The following is a 25,872-nucleotide window of genomic DNA, read 5'->3' on the forward strand; positions in this document are numbered from 1 at the left end:
TTTATCCGGTCCTGCGGGTTGACTCATTAGCCTAAAATTGTTCATTATTCGTAGTGATTCGGCCTTTTAATCAGTGACCTAGCCCTGCCGGTTTTTCGTCAAAATAGGCCGGCAGGCCCGGTACAAAGCGGTTATTTATCGTATTCGCCCTGCCAGGCATACCGGCCAAACAGGGCCAGGCCGATGGTAATGGGCAGAAAGATGACAACGATCACGAGCCAGAAAACGAAATCTTCCGTGGATGCGGTTTCGGACGTGAGCTTTTGAATGGTTTCATAGGGCAGCCCAACCATCAGGGCAATACCGGCCAGCATCCAGACCAGGCCAAGCGTTTTTTTGAGGGCATTCATGGTGAGCAGGGTTAGTCGTCGGCCGTTTTGTATTGTTTTTTATCAATGTATAAAGCCCCAATGACCAGGCAAACCAGAGCAATACCGATGGGGTACCACAAGCCCTGAAGATACGCATCCGGCGAGCCGGTTTTTCGGGCGGTTTCTACCAGGCTGGTCGCAATGAAGGGGGTTAAACCGCCAAAAACGCCATTCCCGATGTGGTAGGGTAACGACATGGAGGTGTACCGAATCCGGGTTGGAAACAGTTCCACCAGAAAAGCCGCAATCGGTCCGTAGACCATCGTAACGTACAAGACCTGAATGAACACGAACAAGGTCATCAGGAAAAACGCCTGGTCCCCGAGCGTCACTTCCTTGGTCACTGCCGTCGATGCCGAGCCGGGTTGGGGCTGGATTTCGCGGTAGGTGGTCCCGTCGGTGAAATATCGGACGGTCGAGGTAGTCGTTTTAAATTCGTTCGTCCCGTCGATACGCTCCTGCTTGGTTTCGATGCTCCGGCGGGGGGCCTCCTCGAATTTCTGGCTGATGTCCGCCAGGTTGTACATCGCCTTGTAAATCGGCCGGTACGTCAAAACTCCCAGGAGCATCCCGGCCAGCATGATGTTTCGCCGACCGATTTTATCGGACAATCCGCCAAAAATGACGAAAAAAGGCGTGGCGACCAGCAGCGCCAGCGCAATGATGTAATTCGATTGAGCAAACTCGACATTGCAGATTTTCTGGATGAACGACAGGGCGTAAAACTGCCCGGTATACCAGATAACCCCCTGCCCCGCCGTTGCCCCGAACAACGCCAGCAAGACCATTTTGAGGTTTCCTTTCTTGCCAAAACTTTCTTTTAACGGGTTCGCCGAGATTTTCCCTTCTTTCTTGATTTTCTGAAAAAGGGGCGATTCGTGCATCCGCAACCGAATATAAATGGAAACCGCGACCAGCAGAGCCGACAGCAGGAACGGCACCCGCCAGCCCCATTCCGCGAATTTGTCGGTCCCCATCATTTGCCGGGTGACCAGAATGACGCCCAGCGAAACGAACAACCCCAGCGTGGCCGTTGTCTGAATAAAACTGGTGAAATAGCCCCGCCGACCGTCAGGGGAGTGTTCCGCCACGTAGGTGGCGGCCCCACCGTATTCGCCCCCCAGCGCCAGCCCCTGAACGAGCCGTAGCAGCAGAACCAGAGCCGGTGCCAGCATACCGATGGTTTCGTAATCAGGTACGCAGCCAATCAGAAAAGTCGAACCACCCATCAGAACCAGTGTCAGCAGAAAGGTATATTTCCGGCCAACCAGATCGCCCAGCCGGCCGAACACCAGCGCCCCGAACGGGCGTACGATAAAACCGGCGGCAAACGTCGCCAGGGTCGACAAAAAACCGGCTGTTGGATTGTCTTTGGGAAAGAACTGAGCGGAAAGAATCGTCGCTAAACTACCAAAGATGTAAAAGTCGTACCATTCGATGAGGGTACCGACGGAGGAAGCTGTAATGACCCGCCAAACCCCGCTTGCTTCGGCGGATGCGGCTTGTTTAATTCGCATGAACTGTATAGGGTTTTGGAAAACGGCATAAAAAAGCAACATAAACCGCTTTTTTCCTATACCCGACGAAATTAATGCAGAATGAGCTGGATGCTGGATGAATACTGGATGCTGGATGGAGATGCTGGATGCTAGATAATGGATGCTAGATGCTGGTACCAGCCCATCCATCGTATCCATCTAGCATCCATTATCTAGCATCCAGCCTATCCAGCATCTAGCCCATCTAGCATCCATCCCATCCAGCCTCCAGCCTTACTTGTCCGTGAGCAACCGGATATCGGTAGTCAGGGCTTTGGCCAGGCCCCCTTCGGCACCCAGTTCTTTGACCCGGCTAACGGCGGACGCATCTTCCGACGACAAATCGATAATTTCCTTCAGACGGCCCGTCCGTAAATCGAACACCCAGCCGTGAAGCCACAACTCCTGCTTACGGTTCCAGGCATCCTGAATAATCGCAGTATGCCCCAGGTTAAAGACCTGCTCGCGGGTGCTCAACTCAACCAGCCGGTCGAAGCACTGGCTCTCGTCCGTCAGTTTACCCAGTTCGTCAGCGTATTTTTGCTTTACGATTTGAATATTCTGTAACCAGTTGTCAATCAGACCATAACGCTTATCGAGCAGGGCGGCTTTTACCCCCCCGCATTCGTAGTGCCCGCAAACGATGATATGACGAACCTTCAGCACTTCGACGGCATACTGAAGAACACTGAGCAGGTTCAGATCCGAAGAAATCACCTGATTGGCAATATTGCGGTGGACAAACATTTCGCCCGGCAACGTCCCGGTTATTTCCTCGGAAGAAACCCGGCTATCGGAACAGCCGATCCACAGGTAATGCGGTTTTTGATCGGCCGAAAGCGTGTCGAAATAGTGTTCGTCGAGTTCGAGTTTATCCAGAGCCCAGGCCTTATTCGCTAATAGTAGTTTCTCGTGTGCGTGCATGACTGCGTAGACTACGTTTTTTGGGTGAGACATTTTTCAACTCATACTTTATATCCATAGTCTGAGCGGTTTCCTGAAAATCAAGCAGAATGTTGTAAATATCGTGATCGATAAACGATGCGTGCGTTGCGTCAACCAGCACTTCATCCCCCGGCTGCAGATCGCGCAACGCTTGTTTGAACTGCGGTTTGAGCAGGAAATAGAGGTCCTTCTGGATTTTGATCAACACCTTGTTGCCATCCCGAACCACCCGGAACGCCGTCTGGAAGTTGGTAAAGAGGACAAACAGAATACCGACGACCAGACCGATCCCGATCCCGATCAACAGGTCCGTAAACACGATCCCGAGCACCGTCACGATAAACGGAATGAACTGATAAATGCCTTCCCGGTACGTTTTGCGGAATGTTGCCGGGTTGGCCAGTTTATAGCCGACGGTTATCAGCAGGGCCGCCAGACACGACAGCGGGATGAGGTTCAGCAAGGGAGCGGCCAGAAAAACCGCCAGCATCAGAAACACGCCGTGTATGATGGCCGAAACCCGGGTTTTATTGCCCCCGTAGACGTTGGCCGATGTCCGAACAATCACGGAGGTCAGCGGCAAACCGCCGATCAATCCCGAAACCATATTGCCAATGCCCTGCGCCACCATTTCCTGGTCGGGCGACGATACCCGCTTTTCCGGGTCGAGTTTATCGGCAGCCTCCAAGTTCAAAAGGGTTTCCAGGCTGGCAACAATGGCAATGGTGATGGCGGTGACGTAGACTTTCGGATTGGTCAGCGCGCCGAAATCCGGGAAATAAAAGATAGAAAACAGGCTTTTCCCCTCCTCAATAGCCGGAATCTGGACCATATGCTGGTCCGCCGATGTACCTAGATACCAGTCGGGCATCACTACCCGGAACAACTCGTTCAGGCTAATTCCCAGGACCACAACGGCGAGGGCTCCGGGGAAATTCTTGAAAAAGCCGACCCCTTTTTTAGCTAATTTTTCCCAGAAAAACAGCAGCAGAAACGACGCCAGGCTGATGATGACGGCTCCGGTGCTGGCCGTAACGACGGCCCGGTAAATCTCCGAAATGGTATTTTCGCCATCGGCCAGTTGCTGAAACGCAAATTCGCCTTCAAAATCATTATCACGCCCCAGCGCATGCGGAATCTGCTTTAAGATAATGACTAACCCAATGGCAACCAACAGCCCGCGAATGACACTATCGGGAAAATAACCGCTAAATTTGCCCGCTTTCAGAATACCCAGAAACAACTGAAGAATCCCGGCAATGACCACCGCCGTCAGAAAAACTTCAAACGAGCCTAACCCTTTGATACTATCGGCCACAATAACCGCCAAACCGGCAGCCGGACCGCTAACGCTTACTTCCGAACCGGAGAGCAGACCAATAACCAGCCCACCGATCATCCCGGCGACCAGGCCCGAAAACAAGGGAGCACCCGAGGCCAGCGCAATCCCCAGACAAAGGGGCAAGGCCACTAGAAAAACCGATAACCCGGCGGGTAAATCGGAGCGAAAGGTTGTAATCGAATATTTGGATAGCGACCGTAAAGGGCTAAAGATTTTCATATAAGCGAAGTTAAAAGAGAATGATCAATCTGGTTTTTTTAATTTATTCCGGTTTTCAGAATACTTTTTTTATAACCCTAAAATTCGGAATAAAATTTTAATCTCTTTTTAATCTACAAAAAATTTCTACTTTTTCTTACTTAAATGCCAGAAATAACTCCGATTGAGCAGGCATACATCCAGGCACACTTGCATGTCGACCCCTATACGCTATTGTTTCGGCCGGAACCCGAACAGATTCGGCTGAAGCTGGTGGTGGCGCAGTTGGTAGCCCGGCAGAAAGCCCGCACCAAACTTCCGCACTGGTATGCCCGGCCGGACCTTGTGTTTCCGCCCGCCCTGTCGGTCGAACAGGCGTCGTCGGAGCGAACGGCAGCCTATAAAGCGTCGCTCCTGGTTCAGTCTGGAAAAAAACCGGGTCTAGTGGTGGACCTCACCGGGGGAATGGGCGTTGACACCCTGGCTTTTTCGCAGCAGGCCGACCGGGTTATTTACCTCGAACGGCAACCCCATCTGGCCGAACTGGCGGCCTTCAACCTGCCCCGGCTGGGCGGCACGACCATCGAGTTTCCGGCCCCGCCGGTGGATGCCGTTCAATTTCTGACTCATTTTCAGGAAACGGCCGACTGGATTTATCTCGATCCGGCCCGTCGCGACCAACAGGGCGGGAAGGTGGTGCGGCTGGAAGACTGTGAACCGAACGTGCTGGACTGGTACCGGGGCCAGCCGCAGGCCGGGCTTCGGAGCAAGGCCCGGGCGGTTTTATTGAAAACCTCACCCCTGATCGATATCGATTCGGTTGTACGGCAGTTGCCCGACGTAACCGCCGTGCATGTGGTTTCCGTAGAGAATGAATGCAAGGAAGTCCTGTTTGTGCTGACGGAAATGGAACGGCCCGAGGTGGAAGTGACCGCGGTCAACCTCCGGACCGCAGCACCAGACGAACGCTTTATTTTCCATCGGAACGACGAAAAAACCGCTCATGTGCAATTCAGCGCCCCGCTGCGTTACTTGTACGAACCGAACGCGTCTATATTGAAAGCAGGCGCATTTCGGGCCGTTGCCGAACACCAGCACGTGTTCAAACTGGCCCCCAACAGTCACCTCTATACGAGCGAGCAGTTGCAGGCCGGTTTTCCGGGCCGGACGTTTGAAATCGTCGGCATCTGTAAACCGGATCGGAAAGAGGTGCAGATTTTTTTGCCGGAGAAGAAAGCGAACCTCAGCGTGCGTAACTTTCCGGAAGCGACTGAAACTCTGCGCAAAAAGCTGGGCATTGCGCCGGGTGGCGACCTGTATTTGTTTGCCACGACGCTTTTTGATAATAAGAAACGCATTTTAATTACACGAAAAATCTTTTATCCATCGTTACACTAATGAAAAAGCACTTGGTTAGCTCGTTCTTACACGTCTTGGTTTATGCAGGAATGCTCATTGTATCCGTCCTTCCTGCACCGGTTTGGGCCCAAACGGTTTCGTCGGCCACCGAAAAGGTAGATCAGATTTCCCTGGTTGGCCTTTCGCTCAGTCTCCCGATTGACGGAAAATTTGTGGAGAAGGAATGGGAAACACTGTTAAAAACATACGGCAAAGTAGCGACAGGCCGCAACGGCGTTTACAAAGTACCATCCGCCAACATCCCCGCCCTTTCGTCCGATCCGCTGAATGTCGCCAGCAAGGTTTCCTCGGAAAAAAACAAGGCAACGGTTTTTCTGGCTGTCGATAAAGGCAATGCCGACTATGTGAAGCCGGGTAGCGCGATGTATGATCAGGTGGAAACGCTTCTGAAAGAGTTTGCCGCCCGCACCCAAATCAATTATGATATCAAGCTGGCGGACGATTCATATCAGGAGGCCCAGAAGAAGCAGGATAAACTGGTCAAACAGGGCGAAAAGCTGGTTCGGGACCTCGAACGGAACAAAAAAGAGAAAGACAATCTGGTGAAACGAATGGACGAAAATGTTCGTGAACTGGAACAACTAATCCGCGATACCGAAACCAACAAGTCCGATCAGACCAATGCGGTTAAGGAACTGGACGTAAAGAAACAGGCACTGGAAGCCGCCAGAGCCAAATTACCGAAATAAATTTCGGAGAGGAGCCGACAGACAAGCACAGCAAACATGTTGTCGACGTTGCCAATCCGGAATCAATGCGTTGAGACGATGGGGATCGATCAACGGGAAAGAACCCTGTGAGAGCGGTTTGTGGGGACAGATGAGGCCCGTCAGTCGGATTCCGGCTGGCGGGCTTTTTTATGATTACTCCTTGTAAAATACCCGTTTAACCCGCTCACTTACGCCCGTTAGAATTTCGTACGGAATTGTACCGATCCGGGCGGCCAGTTCCGTAATCGAAACCGGTGGACCAAACAGAATCACTTCGTCGCCCTCCTGCGCTGAGGTTTCCGTGATGTCGATCATTGTCATGTCCATGCAGATGCTGCCCACCGTCGGACACAACACCCCATTGACCCAGACCTGCCCGACGCCGTTGCCCAGCCGTCGGTCGTAGCCATCCGCATACCCAATGGCCAGTGTCGCAATCCGGGCGTCGCGGCTCAGGACGCCCCGGCGGCTGTAGCCCACGGTTTCGCCCGCTTTGAGGTCCTTGATCTGGCTGATGACGGTTTTCAGGGTGCCGACGGGCTGCACCTGCTGCGGTTCGAGTTTACTCACTTCCACGCCGTATAAGCCAATCCCGAGCCGAACCATGTCCAGTTTGTATTCGGGCAACCGGACAATGCCCGCCGAATTCAGCAAATGGCGCAGCGGTCGATAGCCCAGCCAGCTTTCCAGTTGCGACGAACCTTCCATAAACTCCCGGTATTGCTCCTGGGAGAACGGCGTATGCTCCGCTTCGTCGGAGCCCACCAGATGACTGAAAACCGACGCGACCCGCAAAACCGGATTGGCTTTGAGCAACTGCCCCAACGCCAGCAGGTCGTGCAGCAAAAATCCCAGCCGGTGCATCCCCGTATCGAGTTTAATATGAATCGGTAAGGCCGCCGGACCCGGTTGTTCATCGGTTTTTAGTTGGCGTTCGTTTCGCAGAAACTGTAGCCATTCATCCAGCATTCGGAAACTGTAAACCTCAGGTTCCAACTGATAATCAACCAGTTGCCGAAACGATTCGGGCGCCGGATTCATTACCATGATGGGCAGCTGAATCCCGTTTTCCCGCAGGGCCACGCCTTCATCGGCATAGGCTACCGCCAGGTAATCGACCCGGTGGTGTTGCAGCAATCCGGCCACTTCCGCACTTCCACTCCCGTAGGCAAACGCCTTGACCATCACCATGATTTTGGTCTGCGGCCCGACTTTGTTGCGGTAAAAATTCAGGTTATGGGTCAGCGCATCGAGGTTGATCTCCAAAACCGTCCGGTGTGATTTCTGCACAAACCGGGCAACCACACTCTCGAACGAAAACCGCCGGGCCCCTTTGACCAGAATCACCGAATCGGTTATCTCATTCAGCAAGTCCGATTGCAGGAGTTCATCGGTCGTGGCATAAAAATGGGCCGGAACCGTAAAAACCGATTGATACCGACGCATTTCCGGCCCGATACCCATCAACAGCTCCACCCCTTTTTCGGCCACCAGCCGCGCAATGGCCGGGTATAACTCGTCCGGTTTCATGCCCGTTTCCAGCAAGTCCGATAGCACCAGCACTTTCCGGCGCGACGAATCCTGCTGGTTCAGAAAATCGAGCGCAATCGACAGCCCCGCGAGGTCATTATTATACGTATCATCGATCAGCAGGTTGCGGTGGGTGCCTTCTTTCAGTTCCAGCCGCATCGAAACCGGCCGTAAGCGGGCGAAACGTTCGCGTAAAACAGTTTCATCGGTTACGCCCAGCACCAGCGTCGCCAGCAACACATGCGTGGCATTTTCGAGCGAAGCTGCATCCGAAAACGGCACCTGAACCTGCACATCGTATCCCGCCCCTTCCAGCCCAATCCGGGTGCCACCGTTTTGGGCCGTCCACGAAACCGCCACGTCAGCGGGCTGATCGACGGCCCAGCTAAGGAGCCGAATCGAGGGATTGACTGCTTTCAGCAACAGGTGAATTTCTTCGTCGATTTCGGCGTAGGATTTCCGGTAAATGAGCGTTTCGGCCTGCCGAAACAGCCGGAGTTTTTCGGCCACTTTCTGTTTCCGGCTCCGAAATCCTTCGTCGTGGGCCGACCCGATGGTGGTAAAAATACCGATGGTCGGCTGGATAATTGACTGAAGTGCCTGCATTTCCGCCGGTTTTGAAATCCCGGCTTCAAAGATTCCCAGTGTATGCTGGTCGTTTAACGGCCAAACGGATAATGGCACCCCCAGTTGGGAGTTGTAACTCTTCGGACTTTTCTGAATCCGGAAATCAGGCGCCAGAACCTGCGCCAGCCATTCTTTTACGATGGTTTTGCCATTGCTGCCGGTAATGCCGACCACCGGAATGTTGAACCGGCTGCGGTGCCGGGCGGCCAGTTCCTGTAAGGCCTGCAAACTACTCCCAACTTCCCAAATCCGGGCATCGGGCAATTGGGCAAGCTCGTGCCGGCGCTCGGGTGTCAAAGCCGCTGTTTCAACCACAAACTGCCGAACATTTTTCTGGTAAAGTTCCGTGATGAACCGGTGGCCGTCGTGGTGTTCGCCCCGAATCGCAAAAAAAACAGCCTCCGCCGGTCCGTATTTCGTCGCCGACAACACCTGTCGGCTATCCGTCAATGGATATACACCTGCCGTATTAATCTCCAATTCCTGAATTGCCATAAAAAAGCTTACGATTTAACGTTCAGGGGATTATTTGCGAACGCGGAATTACTTTACCTCCTTTATCCCTGGAACGTTAAACCTGATACGATAAAACTTAAAACCACTTCCGACGCCGGAAGTAAATAATCATCAGGACCGTTAAAACGACCATGATGAGCAAAACGACGTAATACCCGTTGCGGGTGTGCAGTTCGGGCATGTTGTCAAAGTTCATGCCGTATACGCCGACGATAAACGTCAGGGGCATGAAAATAGCCGAAAAAATGGTCAGGGTTTTCATGACCGCGTTCATGCGGTTGCTGAGCGTCGAAAGGTAGACGTCGAGCAAACCGGTAGCCAGTTCGCGGTAGGAATCGATGCTGTCGAGCACCTGCACCACGTGGTCGTAGAGGTCGCGCAGGAACGGAATCGTCGCAGGCCGGATCAGGTCACTTTCTTCCAGCAGGATCCGGTTTACGATTTCCCGCACCGGCCAGACGAGCTTGCGCATCAGCGTGAGTTCGCGCTTGAGGGTATAGAGCCGGGTCAGGGTTTGCTGGCTGGCGACCTGCTCGATGATGCTGTTTTCCAGGATTTCCAGCTTCTCGCCGATGCTATCGAGCACCACAAAATAATGGTCGACCACCAGATCCAACAGCGCATACAGCAGGTAATCGGATCCATTCCGCCGGGTTTTGCCCGCCGATGCCTGAATCCGGTCGAGAATGGGCTGGAACAAATCGGCTTTGCGTTCTTCCTGAAACGAAATCAGGTAGTTTTTCCCCAGCACAAAACTCAGGTGTTCATGCTCGAGCTCCTGCCCCGACTTGGTGAAATACAGCATTTTCAGCGTCACGAACAGATACGACCCATCGTATTCTTCTACTTTGGGTTTCTGTTGCGAATTCATCACATCTTCGAGCAGAAGCGGGTGCAGCTGGTACTGCTGACCAATCCGTTCCACGACCTGAGGTTCATGAATACCGTCTACATCCAGCCAGGAAACCAGAGGGGACGCTTCGGACGGACGGGTACACAACGCCAGCTTCTTGACGGTTTCAATGGTGTAATCAGCTTCGTTATAATCGATCCGGCGAATGGTGGTTTTATAATCAATTTCCTGCCCGACATAGACCAGGGTGCCGGGTGAGGCTCCGACTTTTTTCTCCGAATGTTTATACCGACGTCTGGCCATGCTGTGCATACTTCCCGCAAAATACAACGGACTCGCGGTCGTCCGAATCCGGGTCTGTTAGTAATTTTCTTCCGCATGGTATACCAGCACCGGCACGTCGGCACTTAACACCATGCGTTTCGTCAGGCTGGGATTCAGGAGCTTACTCAGAAAATCCCGTTCGCGGGTGGCCATCACCAGCAAGTCGATCTGATACGTATGGATGTATTTTTTCAGGCCATCCGTCACATTATCAGCCTCGAGGTTATCTTCCACGAACCGGCTCTGCCCGAACTCCGACACTATCTGCGCCAGATACTGCTGGTCATCACGCACGTTCGGCTGGTTCAGGGCGTTGATTTTGACCAGTCGCAGCTGCGAGTTAAACGTCCGGGCCAGTTGAACCACGGGCCGTAGAATGTGATTTTCGTCGAATTCCAGTTGCGTAGCATAGGCAATACTGGACAGCCGAACCGGGTGGCTCTGGCCGTGTTCCAGCGTCGGAACAACCAAAACCGGGCAGTGAGCCGTCATGGCCACATCGGCCGCAGAACTCCCCGCCAGCCAGTCAAAAAACGAATCGATATGGCTCCGGCCCATCACAATCAGGTCCGGGTTCACTTCATCGGCGACTTCCACAATTTCGCTATCGATCGATCCAAACCGGCTTTCAATCCGGGTGCTGAACCCTTCGCGTTGCAGTTGCTGGGCCAGTTCCTGCAAATTCAGTTCGCCGACATCTTCCAGTTCCTGGGCCGCCAGAATACCCGCCCCAACTTCGCCCGTCGGCAGGGTGGTATCCGGAATATAAGGCTGGGTAATGTGCGCCAGTATCAGGGTGGTTTCAGCCCCGTCAGCCATGTATTGTTTCGCCAGAAATTTCGCCCAGGCAAGGGCCAGGTCAGAAGTACCGGTAAAATCAGTGGGGATAAGGATATTTTTCATCGTTCGAGGGATTAGTGTTGCTATACTAACAAAAAAGAAAGGTTTCCGTCACCAGAAACCATGTTAATTCTTTTCGTAGCCCGGTTTCCGTCACGAACCCAAAACCGCAAACCGGCTCAGTGCGCATCCAGCCAGTTCTGGCCGAAGCCGATCCCGGTTTCCATCCTGACGGCCAGCGGAATGGCATTGCGCATCAGTTCGGCCACGTTTTCCTTCAGAATCTCCAGTTCATCCTTGTGCGCGTCGAACACCAATTCGTCATGCACCGTCAGGATCATCCGCGATTTCAGGCGGTTTTCGCGAATAAACTCGTCGATTTTGATCATGGCAATCTTGATCATATCGGCGGCCGAACCCTGAATGGGGGCGTTGATGGCGTTCCGTTCCGCAAAACTCCGGTCGGTCATGTTCCGGGAATTGATGTCGCGCAGGTACCGGCGTCGGCCCAGAATGGTTTCGGCGTATTCGCATTCGCGCGCTTTGGCAATCGCCCCGTCCATGTAGTGCTTGATCGCCGGAAAACCGGCAAAATACTCCTGAATGATTTCGGCCGCTTCCTTCCGAGGAATGCGCAGCCGGCGCGACAAGCCGAAGGCTGAAATGCCGTAAATAATCCCGAAATTGACCATTTTGGCTTTCCGGCGCATATCCGAATCCACCGCTTCCAGCGGCACTTTGAACACTTTACTGGCCGTTTGGGTGTGAATATCGATCCCGTTATTGAACGCGTCCAGCATGGTTTGATCCCCGCTGAAGGCTGCCATAATCCGCAGTTCGATCTGCGAATAATCGGCCGACATGATCAGAAAATCGTCACTATGGGGCACAAACGCTTTCCGGATTTCACGACCACGGGGGGTTCGTATCGGGATATTCTGCAGGTTCGGGTTCGTCGAACTCAGGCGCCCGGTCGCGGCCACCGCCTGGTTGAACGAGGTATGAATCCGGCCGTCGCGCGGACTGATCAATAACGGCAGGGCATCAACGTAGGTGTTTTTCAGCTTAAGCAATTCCCGGTAATCCAGAATTTTACGGGCAATTTCGTGCTCCGCTTCCAGCTCCGTCAGCACTTCTTCGCCCGTCGCGTATTGCCCGGTTTTGGTCTTTTTGGCTTTGTTGTCGAGTTTCAGTTTATCAAACAGCACCTCGCCCAACTGCTTCGGCGAACCGATGTTAAACGGCCCACCTGCCAGCTCGAAAATTTCGCTCTGCACCTGCCGCATATCCGTTTCCAGCGTAGCCGAAAGTTCGTTCAGCGCTTTCAGGTCCACTTTGACCCCTTCCAATTCCATGTCGCCCAGCACCCGAACGAGCGGCATTTCGACCTCATCGAACAGTTTGTTGAGCTGGTTTTTTTCCAGCATCGGCGCGAAAACGTCTTTCAGTTGCAGCGTAATATCGGCATCTTCGCCGGCGTATTCCACCACTTTCCGGATCTCCACATCGCGCATCGACAACTGTTTCGGGCCCTTTTTGCCAATCAGCGTTTCGATGGAAACCGGCTCGTAATTCAGGTGGGTCATGGCCATGATGTCCATGTTATGCCGCTGCTCGGGTTCGATGAGGTAGTGTGCCACCATGGTATCGAACAGCTTGCCCTGCACTTCCACGCCGTATTTTTTCAGCATCAGCATGTCGTACTTGAGATTCTGCCCGACTTTTACAATCGACGGATTTTCAAAAACCGGCCGAAACTCCTCCACAATGGCCTGGGCCTGCCCGCGATCAGCCGGTACCGGAACGTAAAAGGCTTCGCCCTTCCGGTAGGCAAACGAGAGCCCCACCAGATCCGCTTCGACCGGATCGGTGGAAGTCGTTTCGGAGTCAAAACAGATCATTTCCTGCTGATTGAGGTAATACACCAGGCTTTCCCGCAGCGCCGGTGTATCGACCAGCCGGTAATCGTGCGGCACCGAATGGATGGTGCGACGCGGGCTGTGTGGCCGCTCATCGGCTGCGGTTTCCGTCCAGTCGGCCTGCATATCCGCCGTATTGGGCAAAACCGCCGGCCTGCTGCCTTTTTCAAAGGCTGAAATGGCATCATTTTTTGTTCCCGCGAACGGTAAATCCTCCGTACCCGACGGTGTACCCGGTTGAGCGGCCGGGGCCAAAACCGCTTCGTCGAATAAGCCCATCTGCCCTTTCGCAGCCGGTTTTGGGGTAGCCGGAAACGGATTAGACTCCGCATCGTCCTCCCCCAGCAGGCGTTTGCGCAATTGTCGGAATTCAAGTTCTTCGAGCAGGGACGACAGTTGCGGTTTATTGGGTTCAACGTGCAACAGGGCCTGTTCGTCAAAATCGAGCGGAACGTCCAGGTGAATCGTTGCCAGTTGTTTCGACAGTATTCCCTGCTGGGCGAACTGCACGACGTTTTCCTTCAGTTTACCCTTGAGCTTATCGGCGTTGGCGATCAGGTTTTCAACCGTTCCAAACTCGGCAACCAGCTTCTGGGCGGTTTTTTCGCCCACGCCGGGGATGCCCGGAATGTTATCCACGGAGTCGCCCATCAGCCCGAGCATGTCGGTCACCTGGCTAATATCCTGAATTTGCCAGCGATCCAACACTTCCCTGACGCCCAGTTTTTCGGCCGGTTTTCCCATGAAGGCGGGCCGGTACACATAAATATGCTCCTCCACCAACTGCCCGTAATCTTTATCCGGCGTCATCATGAACACCTCAAAACCGGCTTTGGCAGCCCGTTTGGCAATCGTTCCGATAATGTCGTCGGCTTCATACCCATCCAGAATCAGAATGGGAATGTTCATGGCTTCCACCAGCTTCTTTACGTACGGAATGGCGATGCTGATGTCTTCGGGCATGGCCTGGCGGTTGGCCTTGTAGTCGACAAAAGTTTCGTGCCGGAAGGTCTTTTTACTGCTATCGAACGCGACGCCGATATGGGTCGGTTTTTCTTTCTGAAGAATTTCCAGCAGTGCGTTCGTAAAGCCGAAAACACAGCTGGTATTCAGGCCCCGGGAAGTAATGCGGGGCGCTTTGCTAAAGGCGAAGTGGGCGCGGTAAATTAACGCCAGCGCATCCAGCAAAAACAGTTTCTTTTCTGGTTTAATCATTGGAAAGTAGCCGGAAAACAGTCTGCGCAACGGGCAGAAAACGGCCCGCGCAAATAACGAAATATCGTCTCCGTATCAAAATTATAACGCCGTGGAAGCAGTATAGATTCCGGTCTTCGGGCCAAAATCTGGCCGATGGCATTCCCTGAAAAACCCGGTTTTCAGGTTCAAATTGCCAATAAAAACAAAGGTGAACGCTCATCAAAAACCGGCTTCACCAATGGAGCCTGCCCCGGAATGGACGGCAGGAAGCGACGAACAATTGCTGGCAGACAATCCGATGGTCCCGGCGGATCGCCGATCGCCAGCGAATTGACTTGGCGCAACTTGCGCCGATAAAAACCAAACGGGCCACTTTCGCGGCCCGTTTGGTGAGAATTTGAGGAGTCCGAAGGGAATCCGGTTCCTTACAATTCCCGCACCCAGATGTTGCGGAAACTGATCGGTTCGCTGGGGTCGCCGTGCGCCTGCAGCTTGATCGGCGCCGACTCGTATTTCTTGTATTGCGGATGACCGATATAGACGGTTTCGCCTTTCAGTTCGTAGTTGTTCTGGATCACCACGCCGTTGTGAATGACCGTAACGCGGGCCGGCGACTGCACCGAACCGTCGGTGCCGAAGGTCGGGGCCGTCCAGATGACGTCGTATACCTGCCACTCACCCGGTTTTTTGCTGGCGTTGGCCAGCGGAACCGCCTGCTTGTAGATACTGCCCGCCTGTCCGTTCGAATAGGTTTTATTCTGGTAAGAATCCAGCACCTGCAACTCGTAGCCCGCATCACCCGGCCCGGTCGATGCCAGGAAAATCCCGCTATTGCCCCGGCTTTGGCCCGTCAGCGTGATTTTTTCCGGAATTTTCCATTCGATATGCAACTGGTAGTTTTTAAACGACCGCTTGGTTTCGATGTTTCCAACGGCCTTGTTCACCGTCAGAACGCCTTTTTCAACCTTCCACTGCGCGGGCGATTTGTCTTTGACCGACACCCACTGATCGAGGTTCTTGCCGTCAAACAGCACAATGGCATCGGAGGGAGCCTCGGCGGTGGTTTTCCCCGGCGTCACAACGGTCGGAACCGGGTCCCACACTTCGGTTTCTTCCGGTTTCATCCGCGGACGTTGCGCCGTGGCCGCGCTGGCCGAACCGCCCTGCCGCGTCAGCGTTCCGGTAATCTCGTTGCCGTTGTAATCGACCGACAGGTACATTTTATCGCCCTCAACGGTTCCTTTCACGGGCAGAATATTTCCCTCGTGTTCGGTTTTGAACGAAAAACTGGCCCCGTTCGCTTTTCCTTCCTTGATGGGAATGGCTCCGGCGGTATTGCCGATGGTACCGGTCAGCGTTTCACCATCGGTTTTCAGGTCGAGCGTCAGGGCGTAGTCATCGGCGATTTTTCCGACCCACTTTCCATCAATCGGACCGGCGGCAAACACCACCGAAAGGCTGGCGAGGGCACTTAAAATGGCAGAAAAGAAGTATTTCTTCATAGGGTATTGTGGGGTTTGTTGGGTAAAAAGGAAATTAAAAATCTTTAAACTGTTCGTACATTTCTTTCAGCTTCGGATCCCGTTCGCTCAGCCGAATGTCTTTCCGCATGGACTTAACACCTTCAATATCCTGCAGCAACCCGAGAACCTGGTAGGCTCCAAACCGCACGAAATAGGCCGGACTGGTGCGTGCCATCACTTCCAGCATCGGAACTGCCTGCCGCTGCGTATCGGAGCCCGAGCGGATCAGGTACTTCCCGAACACCTGCAGGAAGTTGTAGAGGTCCTGCGACTTCATGGTGCCCATTTTGTGGATGAACCAGCTATACCGACTCGTATCGGTTGAACTGGCGTAGAAATTAGCCACCGCCGTTACAATATCGCCGTTTGGCACATTCTCGAAACGGGCCGCAATCTCGCTGGCATCCCCCGGTTTTGACAACAGATACGCATCCAGCGCCGACGATACCACGGCATAGGACGTATCGTTCAGGGCTTCCCGAAACAACGGATCATTGACATTATCCGCGTACGACGCCAGCGTATTGATTCCCTCCTGCCGCACCAGTGACTTGGCATCATTCCGGGCTTTGCTCTGCACGATCCGCTCCACCTCCGCAAATTCGTAGCCATCGTATTCCGCAAAATTCCCGATGGCCACCTGCCGGATTTTCCAGAACTTGTCGTTCATGGCGTCCATCATCATGTGCCGAACCGTCGAATCGATCAGATTGCTTTTGTCCTCGAGCCGGGTAATCGATTCATATTTATCCCGGTAGTTATCGGCATGATAAAACTGAAAAACCAGCTCCGGTTTGTTCTTTTCCTGCTCCACCGTTCCCACAATCCGGTGGTCGGCATCGAACAGGACCAGATCGGGGCGCTGATCCACCGGGAAGGTCAGTGTCTGTTTGGCCTTGTCAATAACGACTTCGTGGGTTTTCTTCTGGCCTTTCACCCACAGATCGACCCTGACCGGCAGCCGGTAAATCGGCGTCCGGGTTGAGTCCTGCTGTTGCAAAACCGTCAACTGCACCGAACCCGGCTTGTATTCCTTCTCTACCTTGATGACCGCGTGTCCCGGTTTTAAAAACCACTGATTGAAAAACCAGTTCAGGTCCTGCCCGGTCACCTCTTCGAACGCTTCGCGCAGATCGCTCAACTCGGCGGTTTTAAACCGGTGGCGTTTCAGATAAACCGTCAGCGATTCAAAAAAGGCCTCGTCGCCCACGATCCGGCGGAGCAGGTGCAACACCCGCCCTCCCTTGGCGTACGAATGGCTGTCGAACATCTGTTCGCGGTCGGTATACTGGTACCGGATCAGCGGCTCCTGCTTGGTTTCCGATTCGGCAAGGTACTGGTTGAGGTCGTCCAGACCGTGCATGTCGGCCGAGTAAACTCCTTCCTTGTGTTCGCGCCAGAGGTATTCGGCATAGGTCGCAAACGCTTCGTTCAGCGGCAAATTGGCCCAGGACTCGGCGGTGACCAGGTTGCCAAACCAGTGGTGCGCCAGTTCGTGCGAAATCACATCGTCGGAGTTGCCATCAACCAGTTGCCGGCCATCCATCTGGACGGTTTCCCCGTGCACCGTAGCCGAGGTGTTTTCCATGGCCCCGGTCACAAAATCGCGCACGGCGATCTGGCTGTACTTTTCCCAGACATACGGCACGCCGAATTTCTTCTCGAAAAATTCGACCATTTCGGGCGTCCGGCCAAAAATGGCCCGGGCCGACGACTCATAAGCCGGCTCGACAAAGTAGCTGATTTCCAGCCCCCCCCGCTCGTTGGTAGCGGGCAGGGAATCTTTCACGTACGCAAAATCTCCGACCGCTACCATCGCCAGGTACGGCGCGTGGGGAAGGCTCTGCCGCCAGTAATCCGTTCGTGAATTATCCTGATTGAGGGTCGATGACATCAGGCGTCCGTTGGAAAGGGTCCGGTATTTGTTTTCGACGGTCAGGTAAATTTCCTGCGTCATTTTCTGGTTCGGCGAATCGATCGTCGGAAACCAGCACGAATTGGCTTCAGTTTCGCCCTGCGTCCAGATCTGGCGCGGTTTGTTGGGTTCGGCACCGTCGTGGTTGATGAAATAGAGTCCTTTGTCTTCCGTAATAGCAACGCTGCCGCCCAACGGTCGTTCGTTCGGTTTGGCGATGTACACAATCTGGATGTCGAAGGTGTCGGCGCGGGTATACGTGCGGGGCAGCAGGACGTGAATCTTCTGCCGGTCGTTGTAGGTATAATTCAGGGTATCAAAAACCGTTTCACCGGTTTGAAGCGTATCAAGCAGATAAACTCCTTTAATCTCAAATCCCTTGGCGTCGACCTCCAGCGTGTTCTGGGGATAAAAATGCGGTTTAAACCGCAGCCGGGCCACGCCATGAACCCACTGCCGCACCCAGTCGAAGTTCAGATCGAGTCGGGTGTGAATCAGGTCGTGGTGCAGCGTTCGGCTCGGGTTATACGCTCCTTGTGAGGTCGTCGGGCCATTTTTCCGGTCGGCATCGCCCCCACGGGTTGTCTGGGCCCATGTCCGGTCGCTACCGATAAAAAGGAAAAGGAGTATAACGCTATTTCGGATAAATTTAAACATACTGTTATTCACTAAGCCTTTTCAAAACGATGCAATTCGTTTTTTAGTCCGTATGGGTTCATTTACTGCACACTATCCACCGCTTTCGAGACTGCCGCGGCTTTCTGGGCCGGAAACCAGGAGACCAGAATGGTGACGACAATGACGATGAGCGTTGTGAGAAGCAGGTCGTTGGTTTCCAGTTTCACGGGATAAGCGTCGATCAGGGAGCTTTCAATTCCCATGGATACAAACCCAAACCGCTCCTGCAACAAACAGAGCGCAATCCCGAGCACAAGCCCAACAATTGCCCCGATGAAGGCCACGATGGCCCCTTCGAAGAGAAAAATCCGCCGAACCAGCGCGGGGGACGCGCCCATGGCGTACAGAATCGCGACGTCGTCCTTCTTTTCAATGGCCAGCATCGATAGTGAGAAAAAGATGTTGACCGAGGCCACCAACACCAGAAACGCCAGCGTGACGGTCACAAACAGCTTCTCAATCCGAATCGCCCGGAACAGATCCGGGTTCAGATCGTCCCGGTCTTTGATTAAAACGGTGGCACCCAACTGTTGTTGCAGCGACTTTTTCAAAACCGCAATATCAACCTCCGGTTTGACCTGTAACTCCAACGAAGATAACTGATTCTGCTGATAGCCAACCAATTCCCGGACAACCGTAAGCGGTGCCAGGACGTAATCATTGAAATTATCCTCGATGAAAAACACGCCGGATACCGCAAACTCGGCCAGGTTGAATGCATCCGGCGACAACGCCGTGTAGGATTTCCGGTTTTGCGGATACCAGAGTTCGAGGGGCGTCAACTGGTCTTCGGGCGAAATCAGCAGGGCGTTCCGAACCCCTTCGGCCACCAGGGCGTAGTTAACGCCGTCTTCCTGCAAACGCAGCTTGCCCTCCACCAGCGCCGTATCCAACTGCCGCCGTTGCAGGTACGAATTATCGATTCCCTTTACCTTCACCACCGTCTGCCCATCGCGGTAACGCGCCAGGGCGTTGTCTTCGATAACCTGCGTAATGAGATGTACGTCGCCGGTTTTCCGGATGGTCTGCAGCAGGGCGGGCGAAACCGTCAACCGTTTTCCCTGCGCCGGGGCAATGGTCAAATCCGCTTCAAACGTCTTGAAAATAATCCGGTTCAGTTCCTCCATCCCATTGAAAACCGACAGTACTACCACCAGCGCCATCGTTCCCACGCCCACACCGAGCATCGACACAATGGAAATCAGGTTAATGAAACTACGTTTGCGTTTCGAGAAGAAATACCGACGGGCGATCCAGAGCGGAAGATTCATAGCAGGGAAGCAACATTAGTCTTCATCGTCTTCTTCCGGCGCGGGCGGAATCTCGAGATTAGCGAAAAGGGCGTCCATCTTGGCCGCGTATTCGGCCGTATCGTCGAGGTAATAATGCAATTCCGGGATAATCCGAAGCTGATGCCGAACGCGATCGGCCAGTTGTTGCCGGATGGCCTTCCCCTTTTCCTTGATCAATTCCAGCAGCAATTCCTTATTGGGAGTGGCCAGAAAGCTCAGGTACACGCGGGCAATGCTCAGATCCGGCGACACCCGCACGTTCGTCACGGTAATAAAAGCGCCGTTGAACAGGTGTCGACTGTCGCGCTGAAAGATTTCACTCAGGTCTTTCTGCACCAGCCGTGCTACTTTCTGCTGTCGTTTCGATTCCATATTTTTAATGTAATGAATACTGCACAATGAATAAACGTTGGGACAGATCGTTCTTTTCAGCATTCATTATTCATTGTCTACTTCTGCAAATATCCGCCTTTTATTCGACTTCTTACACCGAAAGCGTTAATTTCGTTGTTCCTTTGTATTGACTACACGGTAAACCAACTGACCCCTTGTTAAGTTTTTTTCGGGTGAATTCCACGCTGCAGGTTATCAGTCTGCTGGCGCTGCTGGTACTGATTCGCATTCCGTTTCTGCTGTCGGCCCCTCCCCTGCTGATTCCGGAATTAAACTGGATGCTGGTGGGTGAGCAGATGCGCAACGGTAACCTGCTCTACCGCGACATCTGGGACAGCATCAGTCCGCTTTCCGCCCTGGTTTACTGGCTGATCGATCTGGCGTTCGGTCGTTCGCAACTGGTCTACCACGCAGCCGGCACGGCGGTGGCGGCTTTGCAGGTATTTTATTTCAACTGGGTGATGAACGTCCGCGACATCTACCCGGACCGCAACTGGATTCCCGGCCTGATTTACGCCCTTTTTCTGAATATGTCGTTCGATTGCGGTACGCTATCGCCGGTTTTGCTGTCGACCTCGTTTCTGCTGCTGGCTTTCGGGACGCTGGTTAAACAGATGGACCGGCGCGGGGCGACGGATGAAGTCTTTGAAATCGGATTTTACATCAGTCTGGCGGCCTTGTTTTACCTGCCGTCGGCCCTCTTTATTCTGTGGGCGTTGATGGCGCTGCTACTCTATACGGGAGCCAGTTTCCGGCAACATTCGCTGCTGATCTTCGGCTTTGCCTTCCCGATTCTGCTGACGGTTTTGTATTACTACCTCGCCGACAGTCTGGACGATTTTAACCGCAACCTGCTGGCGTCGGTTTTCCGGGTCCGGCAGTACGACCTGACCGACTTTCAGACCTTGCTGGCGTCGATGTTTCTGCCGTTTGCGATGGGAACGCTGGGCCTGCTGAGCCTCTTCCGGCAAACTACCCGGTATGTTAACTTTCAGCAGCGCTGCCAGCAAATCATGATGATCTGGGCCCTGACCGCTATGGTTTCCGTGGCCCTGATGCCCTTTCTGGCGCCGATGCTCTTTATCAGCTTTATTCCGGCGCTCGCTTTTTTTGCCTCCTACTATTTTCAGGGCATCCGCCGGGAATGGATGGCCGAGTTGATTTTCCTGGGTGTGTTTGTCTTCACCCTGCTTATTTTATACCAGGGCACGCTGGCACTGGTTCCCAATCTGGAAGTCGGGCGGTTGAGTTCGTTGCAGGTCAAAACCTCCCCCATCGACCAGCACATTCGGCAACAAAAAATTCTGGTCATCGGGGAAGATCTCAGTGCCTACCGGAACAACCAGGCGGCTACCCCTTACCTCAACTGGGATTTAGCCAAGTACGATCTCCGGAATCTGGATAGTTACGAAAGTGTGATCAGTGTTTATGATCATTTCCGCAAAGATCCCCCCAACTACATCATCGACAAAGAAAGCGTGATCAAAAAGCTTTTCCAGCGGGCACCGGGTCTGGCGGCTTCCTACGAAAAAACCGCCCTCGATGGTGTATACCGCCGGAAAGCCGACATCATCAGCAACTGATCTTCCCGACCCGGGTTTGGTGACGCCCGCCTTCAAATTCCGTATTCAGGAATTTTTTCACGCACGCCAGGGCTTCTTCGGCGGCTATATAGCGTTCGGGCAAACAGAGGATGTTGGCGTTGTTGTGCTGCCGGGCCAGTTCAGCCAGTTCCGGTTTCCAGCAGAGAGCCGCCCGAATGCCCTGGTGTTTGTTGGCCGTAATGGCCACCCCGTTGCCACTGCCACACACCAGAATTCCCCAGGTAAACTGGCCGGACTCAACGGCACTGGCCACGGGGTGGGCAAAATCGGGATAATCAGCGGAAACCTCCGAATAGGTCCCGAAGTCTTTCGTTGGATAGCCTTCTTTTTCCAGCCAGGCTACAATTTCCTGCTTATAAGCAAAACCGGCATGGTCGGCACCAACGGCAATTGAGGGTTTCATGCGTTTTTTTTTAACTATTGAAACTAAAACGTCTATTTTACGTTATTATGTTCCGGTTCTGCGCTGAGGCTGTCCCGATCGTGAACATGAGTCCGTCAAAATTCGGGACAAAGTAAGCAATCAATCAGGCAGCATCAACGCAAATCGTGCGGGAAATTTCACCAACAGGCCCGACGAGAACCGTTTAGTCAATCTTTTTTGGTCATAAAATACCCGCCATTCGCGAGGAAAAAGGGAGATAACGATTCATAAAGCTGGGCGGAAACAACCGGTTTCCTACCCCTTTTTAAGGCTTTTCCCCTGGTTCCTTCGTCAATCAGTCAGTTCCATGGACGCAGAAAAAACAGTACAGCGATCTGAAACCCAGAATGTTTCACAAATTCAGAAAGACCTTCCCAAACGTGACGAATTACTCCTGACACCGGACGAGCAACGCATCAAAGAAGCGTTTCAGGACCGGAACTGGAATGAGATAAAAATTGCCGACTCCTGGGTTATTTTTAAGGTGATGGCCGAGTTTGTCGAAGGGTTCGACAAGCTGGCGAAAATTGGGCCCTGCGTGTCGATTTTTGGCTCAGCCCGTACCAAGCCCGACCATCCGTATTACCAGATGGCCGAAGAAATTGCGGCTAAACTGGTTAAACACGGTTACGGTGTGATTACCGGCGGTGGCCCCGGCATTATGGAAGCCGGAAACAAAGGGGCTTTTGAGCAGGGCGGCAAATCCGTCGGACTCAACATTCACCTCCCGTTCGAGCAGGAAAGCAACATTTATATCGACCCCGACAAAAACATCAATTTCGATTTCTTCTTCGTGCGGAAAGTCATGTTCGTCAAATACGCGCAGGGATTCATTGCGCTGCCGGGCGGTTTTGGTACCCTGGATGAACTATTCGAATCGCTGACGCTGATCCAGACGAAGAAAATCGCCCGGTTTCCCATCGTGCTGGTCGGCAAATCGTTCTGGCAGGGTCTGGTCGACTGGATCGAAAACGTTATGCTCGGTCAGGAAAATAACATCAGTCCCGGCGACATGAAACTGATTTCGCTGGTCGATACCCCCGACGACGCCGTGAAGGCAATCGACGATTTTTACCTGAAGTATCTCCTGAAACCGAACTTCTAACACTGCCCCGGTTTTCGGTCAAAACACCAGGTAAGGCGTCAGTTTTTCAATGGTTCGGGCGTCCAGAACCCGGATCGTACGCAGCGCATCCGGCGACGGATACGGGCCGTGCTGGTTGCGGTAATTGACAATCACTTCGGCCTGGCGTCTCGACAAATAAACATGGCGGTCCAGTTCCTCCACCGTAGCGGTATTGACCGCTATTTTTTTGGCCGGTGTCTCCACCCGGCCGTACCGGGTCAGCTCGGCCAGGGCCAGCGAATCGAGGCCAAAAATCTCCGCGTACTGATCCGGGGAAACAAAACCGCCCAGAGCCTCCCGAAATTTCAGCACCCGGCTGGCGAGTTTGGACCCAATGCCCCGCAGCTTTTTCAGTTCGGTCGTATCGGCCGTATTAATGTCAAACGGTTGCAAAACCGGCCTGGAAAACCGCACCCGGCCCAAAGGCTCCGCTTCAGCACCCGGCGGTTTTTCCCGCGTGGCTTCGGAGGTTGAAAACCGTGCTGCCGCCCCAATCGTTGGCCGGTCGGCCACTCCTTGCCCATCCACCCGTATATAAGGTTCCAGTTCAGCGTACAAATCCGGGGAGAAATCGTAGATTTTCAGCAAATCGGCTTTTTGCCGAAACCGGCCGCCTTTGGTTCGGTAGCGAATAATCCGTTCGGCCAGCCAGCGGGGGACGCCCAGCCGCTGCCAGCTTTCGGCATCAATTGTGTTCGGGTTGAAGGAAAACCGCTCTATTTTTCGGGTTTCCCCTACTGGTTCGTCCCGACCTACCGCGTATTCCGGTGCATCACGCCCGGTTTTTCCGGCTTCCAGCAGCGCTACCAGGCTGTCGAGCTGGCGTTGATCGGACGGGGCCGTATCCGGAATGGAATCCGGCACCCAAAACCGGAAAAGCATGGGCAACAGCACCAGAAAACCGCTTAAGACCAGCAAGGCAAGCATTCCCCGGGCTTCCCGCTGCGACACGCCAAAATAATCGCGAAATAGGGCAATGACCTTTTTCATAGGCAGAACCGACACTCAAATTTCCCGGCCCGTGTGCCGGCAGAGCTCCCGGAACCTGTCGGTTAGACGGGGAAGACGGTCGAAAGTAACCGGTGCTACCACTGGATTTGCAATTTCCCCGGGAAACCTTCTAAATTTAGCAGCCGGAACCAGTCGGTGGGGTGCATCAACGGCCTGTTCCGGCTGAACAAAACCGTACGGGGACCGTTTCGGTAAGGTAATTTCAACGACGATTCCATTCGCCCTTTCGCAGCACAATGCTATGGCCTTTATTGATTATTACCAGGTTCTCGGTATCGACAAAAGTGCTTCCACCGAGGATGTGAAAAAAGCCTACCGGAAACTGGCCCGGAAATACCATCCGGATTTAAACCCGAACGATAAGGAAGCCAACACTAAATTTCAGCAGATTAACGAAGCGAATGAAGTGCTGAGCGACCCCGAAAAAAGGAAGAAATACGACCAGTACGGCGAAAACTGGCAACATGCCGAATCGTTCGAGCAGGCCCGGCAGTCGGGTCAGTACGCCGGATCGGGCGGACAGCGGTTTTCGGAGGGCGACTTCTCCGGCAGCGATTTTTCAGATTTCTTCCAGTCTTTCTTCGGTGAGCAGCCCGGTGGCTGGGGGGGCGGCCGCTCAGCCGCGTTTCGGGGGCCGGACTACCGTTCCGAACTGAGCATCAGCCTCCGCGAAGCCTACCAGACCCACCAGCACACCCTGACGGTCAACGGAAAAAATATCCGGATTACGGTGCCCGCCGGAATTGCAGACGGCCAGGTTATCAAGCTCAAAGGACAGGGCGGGACGGGCGCAGGTGGCGGCCCGGCGGGCGATTTGTACATTACGTTTGTGGTGACCGACGACCCGGTTTTCAAGCGATTGAATAACGACCTGTACCAGACCGTCGAGCTCGATTTGTTCACAGCCGTGTTGGGCGGAGACCTCACCATCGATACACTGGGCGGGAAAGTAAAACTGAAAGTGGCCCCCGAAACCCAGAACAACACCAAAGTCCGGCTGAAAGGCAAAGGGTTTCCGGTTTACAAACAGGAAGGTCAGTTCGGCGATCTGTATGTGACGTATTCCATTAAAATACCGACCGGGCTGACCGACAGACAGAAGGCGTTATTCCGGGAATTATCCCAATCCGTTGATTGAGTTTATGGGCTCCCATTTACGGACAAACCCTGACCCTACGACCAGAGCCCTACCCTTAAAAAATTAACCAACTATAAGCCAGCTCGTTATGCTACCGGAAGATGTGATTCGAGTCGAAGAGTATTGCCTGAAATACATGATCGAGGAAACGTTTGTTTTTTCGCTGGAAGAGTACGGCCTGATTGAGCTGGTGGTGGTCGAGGAATCAAAATGTATCCCGCTCCATCAGTTGCAGGCCATCGAAAAATTCAGCAATCTGTATTACGAACTGAACATTAACCTCGACGGGATTGATGCCATCAGCCATCTGCTGCAGAAAATTGAAACCATGCAGGTCGAAATCAAACAACTGAAAAACCAGTTAAGTCTGTACGAAAGCCCGTCCTGATTCCGATTTTCCGGTGTTATCATCCCGGTTTTGAGCGAAGGTGGAGCCGTC

General features: G+C 53.4%; 21 protein-coding genes. 7 read left to right on the top strand and 14 right to left on the bottom strand.

Features of this window, described 5'->3' with window-relative positions; translation table 11 throughout:
- Positions 1-131 precede the first annotated feature (131 nt).
- The 4 genes from ACFPMF_RS06690 to ACFPMF_RS06705 all read right to left on the bottom strand — a co-directional run bounded on the left by ACFPMF_RS06690 (position 132) and on the right by ACFPMF_RS06705 (position 4,415).
- Entirely contained in the window at positions 132-350 is a 219-nt protein-coding gene (locus ACFPMF_RS06690; protein ID WP_379842434.1) for a DUF6814 family protein, read from the bottom strand.
- Between the two features lie 11 nt (positions 351-361).
- Entirely contained in the window at positions 362-1,888 is a 1,527-nt protein-coding gene (locus ACFPMF_RS06695) for an MFS transporter (protein WP_379842437.1), read from the bottom strand.
- Positions 1,889-2,143: 255 nt separating this feature from the next.
- Complete coding sequence (locus ACFPMF_RS06700; protein WP_379842440.1) at positions 2,144-2,833, bottom strand: carbonic anhydrase; 690 nt, start codon at positions 2,831-2,833, stop codon at positions 2,144-2,146.
- Complete coding sequence (locus tag ACFPMF_RS06705) at positions 2,799-4,415, bottom strand: SulP family inorganic anion transporter (protein ID WP_379842442.1); 1,617 nt, start codon at positions 4,413-4,415, stop codon at positions 2,799-2,801. Before ACFPMF_RS06705 ends, ACFPMF_RS06700 begins: the two co-directional genes overlap by 35 nt.
- 144 nt (positions 4,416-4,559) lie before the next feature.
- On the opposite strand from ACFPMF_RS06705, the gene ACFPMF_RS06710 reads away from it, so the two are divergent.
- Together ACFPMF_RS06710 and ACFPMF_RS06715 are read left to right on the top strand one after the other, a co-directional pair.
- Complete coding sequence (locus ACFPMF_RS06710) at positions 4,560-5,792, top strand: THUMP-like domain-containing protein (RefSeq protein WP_379842445.1); 1,233 nt, start codon at positions 4,560-4,562, stop codon at positions 5,790-5,792.
- On the top strand, positions 5,792-6,502 hold the full coding sequence (locus ACFPMF_RS06715) for a hypothetical protein (RefSeq protein ID WP_379842448.1): 711 nt from the start codon (positions 5,792-5,794) through the stop codon (positions 6,500-6,502). Before ACFPMF_RS06710 ends, ACFPMF_RS06715 begins: the two co-directional genes overlap by 1 nt.
- A gap of 174 nt (positions 6,503-6,676) precedes the next feature.
- Here ACFPMF_RS06715 and ACFPMF_RS06720 read toward each other — a convergent pair whose 3' ends face one another.
- The 4 genes from ACFPMF_RS06720 to polA form a co-directional block, all read right to left on the bottom strand.
- Positions 6,677-9,175 carry a bifunctional UDP-N-acetylmuramoyl-tripeptide:D-alanyl-D-alanine ligase/alanine racemase gene (locus ACFPMF_RS06720; RefSeq protein ID WP_379842450.1) on the bottom strand — a complete coding sequence of 833 codons (2,499 nt, stop codon included), beginning with the start codon at positions 9,173-9,175 and terminating at the stop codon, positions 6,677-6,679.
- 97 nt (positions 9,176-9,272) lie between these two features.
- Positions 9,273-10,352, bottom strand: coding sequence for a magnesium/cobalt transporter CorA (gene corA, locus ACFPMF_RS06725; protein WP_379842453.1), 1,080 nt, complete (start codon positions 10,350-10,352; stop codon positions 9,273-9,275).
- Positions 10,353-10,409: 57 nt separating this feature from the next.
- Positions 10,410-11,276 carry a universal stress protein gene (locus ACFPMF_RS06730; RefSeq protein WP_379842456.1) on the bottom strand — a complete coding sequence of 289 codons (867 nt, stop codon included), beginning with the start codon at positions 11,274-11,276 and terminating at the stop codon, positions 10,410-10,412.
- A 116-nt stretch (positions 11,277-11,392) separates the two neighbouring features.
- On the bottom strand, positions 11,393-14,347 hold the full coding sequence (gene polA / locus ACFPMF_RS06735; protein ID WP_379842459.1) for a DNA polymerase I: 2,955 nt from the start codon (positions 14,345-14,347) through the stop codon (positions 11,393-11,395).
- Between the two features lie 135 nt (positions 14,348-14,482).
- On the opposite strand from polA, the gene ACFPMF_RS06740 reads away from it, so the two are divergent.
- Positions 14,483-14,686 carry a hypothetical protein gene (locus ACFPMF_RS06740; RefSeq protein ID WP_379842461.1) on the top strand — a complete coding sequence of 68 codons (204 nt, stop codon included), beginning with the start codon at positions 14,483-14,485 and terminating at the stop codon, positions 14,684-14,686.
- A gap of 68 nt (positions 14,687-14,754) precedes the next feature.
- Here the strand turns inward: ACFPMF_RS06740 and ACFPMF_RS06745 are convergent, their stop codons facing one another.
- From ACFPMF_RS06745 to rbfA, 4 genes are all read right to left on the bottom strand, one after another.
- Positions 14,755-15,831 carry a 3-keto-disaccharide hydrolase gene (locus ACFPMF_RS06745; protein WP_379842464.1) on the bottom strand — a complete coding sequence of 359 codons (1,077 nt, stop codon included), beginning with the start codon at positions 15,829-15,831 and terminating at the stop codon, positions 14,755-14,757.
- Positions 15,832-15,865: 34 nt separating this feature from the next.
- The gene (locus ACFPMF_RS06750; RefSeq protein WP_379842467.1) at positions 15,866-18,424 is read right to left on the bottom strand and encodes a M1 family aminopeptidase; all 2,559 of its coding nucleotides are present in this window, start codon (positions 18,422-18,424) and stop codon (positions 15,866-15,868) included.
- Between the two features lie 62 nt (positions 18,425-18,486).
- Entirely contained in the window at positions 18,487-19,716 is a 1,230-nt protein-coding gene (locus ACFPMF_RS06755; protein WP_379842469.1) for an ABC transporter permease, read from the bottom strand.
- Positions 19,717-19,731: 15 nt separating this feature from the next.
- Positions 19,732-20,109, bottom strand: a complete 378-nt coding sequence (rbfA, locus tag ACFPMF_RS06760; protein ID WP_379842471.1) for a 30S ribosome-binding factor RbfA — start codon at positions 20,107-20,109, stop codon at positions 19,732-19,734.
- A gap of 176 nt (positions 20,110-20,285) precedes the next feature.
- Between rbfA and ACFPMF_RS06765 the strand changes: the two genes are divergently transcribed.
- Positions 20,286-21,713 carry a DUF6427 family protein gene (locus ACFPMF_RS06765; RefSeq protein ID WP_379842474.1) on the top strand — a complete coding sequence of 476 codons (1,428 nt, stop codon included), beginning with the start codon at positions 20,286-20,288 and terminating at the stop codon, positions 21,711-21,713.
- On the opposite strand, the gene rpiB is transcribed toward ACFPMF_RS06765, so the two are convergent.
- On the bottom strand, positions 21,703-22,137 hold the full coding sequence (gene rpiB / locus ACFPMF_RS06770; RefSeq protein WP_379842476.1) for a ribose 5-phosphate isomerase B: 435 nt from the start codon (positions 22,135-22,137) through the stop codon (positions 21,703-21,705). The two genes, ACFPMF_RS06765 and rpiB, sit on opposite strands and share 11 nt — an antisense overlap.
- 328 nt (positions 22,138-22,465) lie before the next feature.
- Here rpiB and ACFPMF_RS06775 point away from each other — a divergent pair, with 328 nt between their 5' ends.
- Positions 22,466-23,263, top strand: coding sequence for an LOG family protein (locus tag ACFPMF_RS06775; RefSeq protein ID WP_379842479.1), 798 nt, complete (start codon positions 22,466-22,468; stop codon positions 23,261-23,263).
- A gap of 18 nt (positions 23,264-23,281) precedes the next feature.
- Here the strand turns inward: ACFPMF_RS06775 and ACFPMF_RS06780 are convergent, their stop codons facing one another.
- Positions 23,282-24,274 carry a ComEA family DNA-binding protein gene (locus ACFPMF_RS06780; protein WP_379842481.1) on the bottom strand — a complete coding sequence of 331 codons (993 nt, stop codon included), beginning with the start codon at positions 24,272-24,274 and terminating at the stop codon, positions 23,282-23,284.
- A gap of 262 nt (positions 24,275-24,536) precedes the next feature.
- On the opposite strand from ACFPMF_RS06780, the gene ACFPMF_RS06785 reads away from it, so the two are divergent.
- The gene (locus tag ACFPMF_RS06785; RefSeq protein ID WP_379842483.1) at positions 24,537-25,433 is read left to right on the top strand and encodes a DnaJ C-terminal domain-containing protein; all 897 of its coding nucleotides are present in this window, start codon (positions 24,537-24,539) and stop codon (positions 25,431-25,433) included.
- An 88-nt stretch (positions 25,434-25,521) separates the two neighbouring features.
- Positions 25,522-25,821: a chaperone modulator CbpM gene (locus ACFPMF_RS06790; RefSeq protein WP_379842486.1), complete on the top strand. Its 300-nt coding sequence runs from the start codon at positions 25,522-25,524 to the stop codon at positions 25,819-25,821.
- Positions 25,822-25,872: the final 51 nt, after the last annotated feature.

This window comes from Larkinella bovis (assembly GCF_042655385.1).
In the GTDB taxonomy this organism is placed as follows: Bacteria; Bacteroidota; Bacteroidia; order Cytophagales; family Spirosomataceae; genus Larkinella; species Larkinella bovis.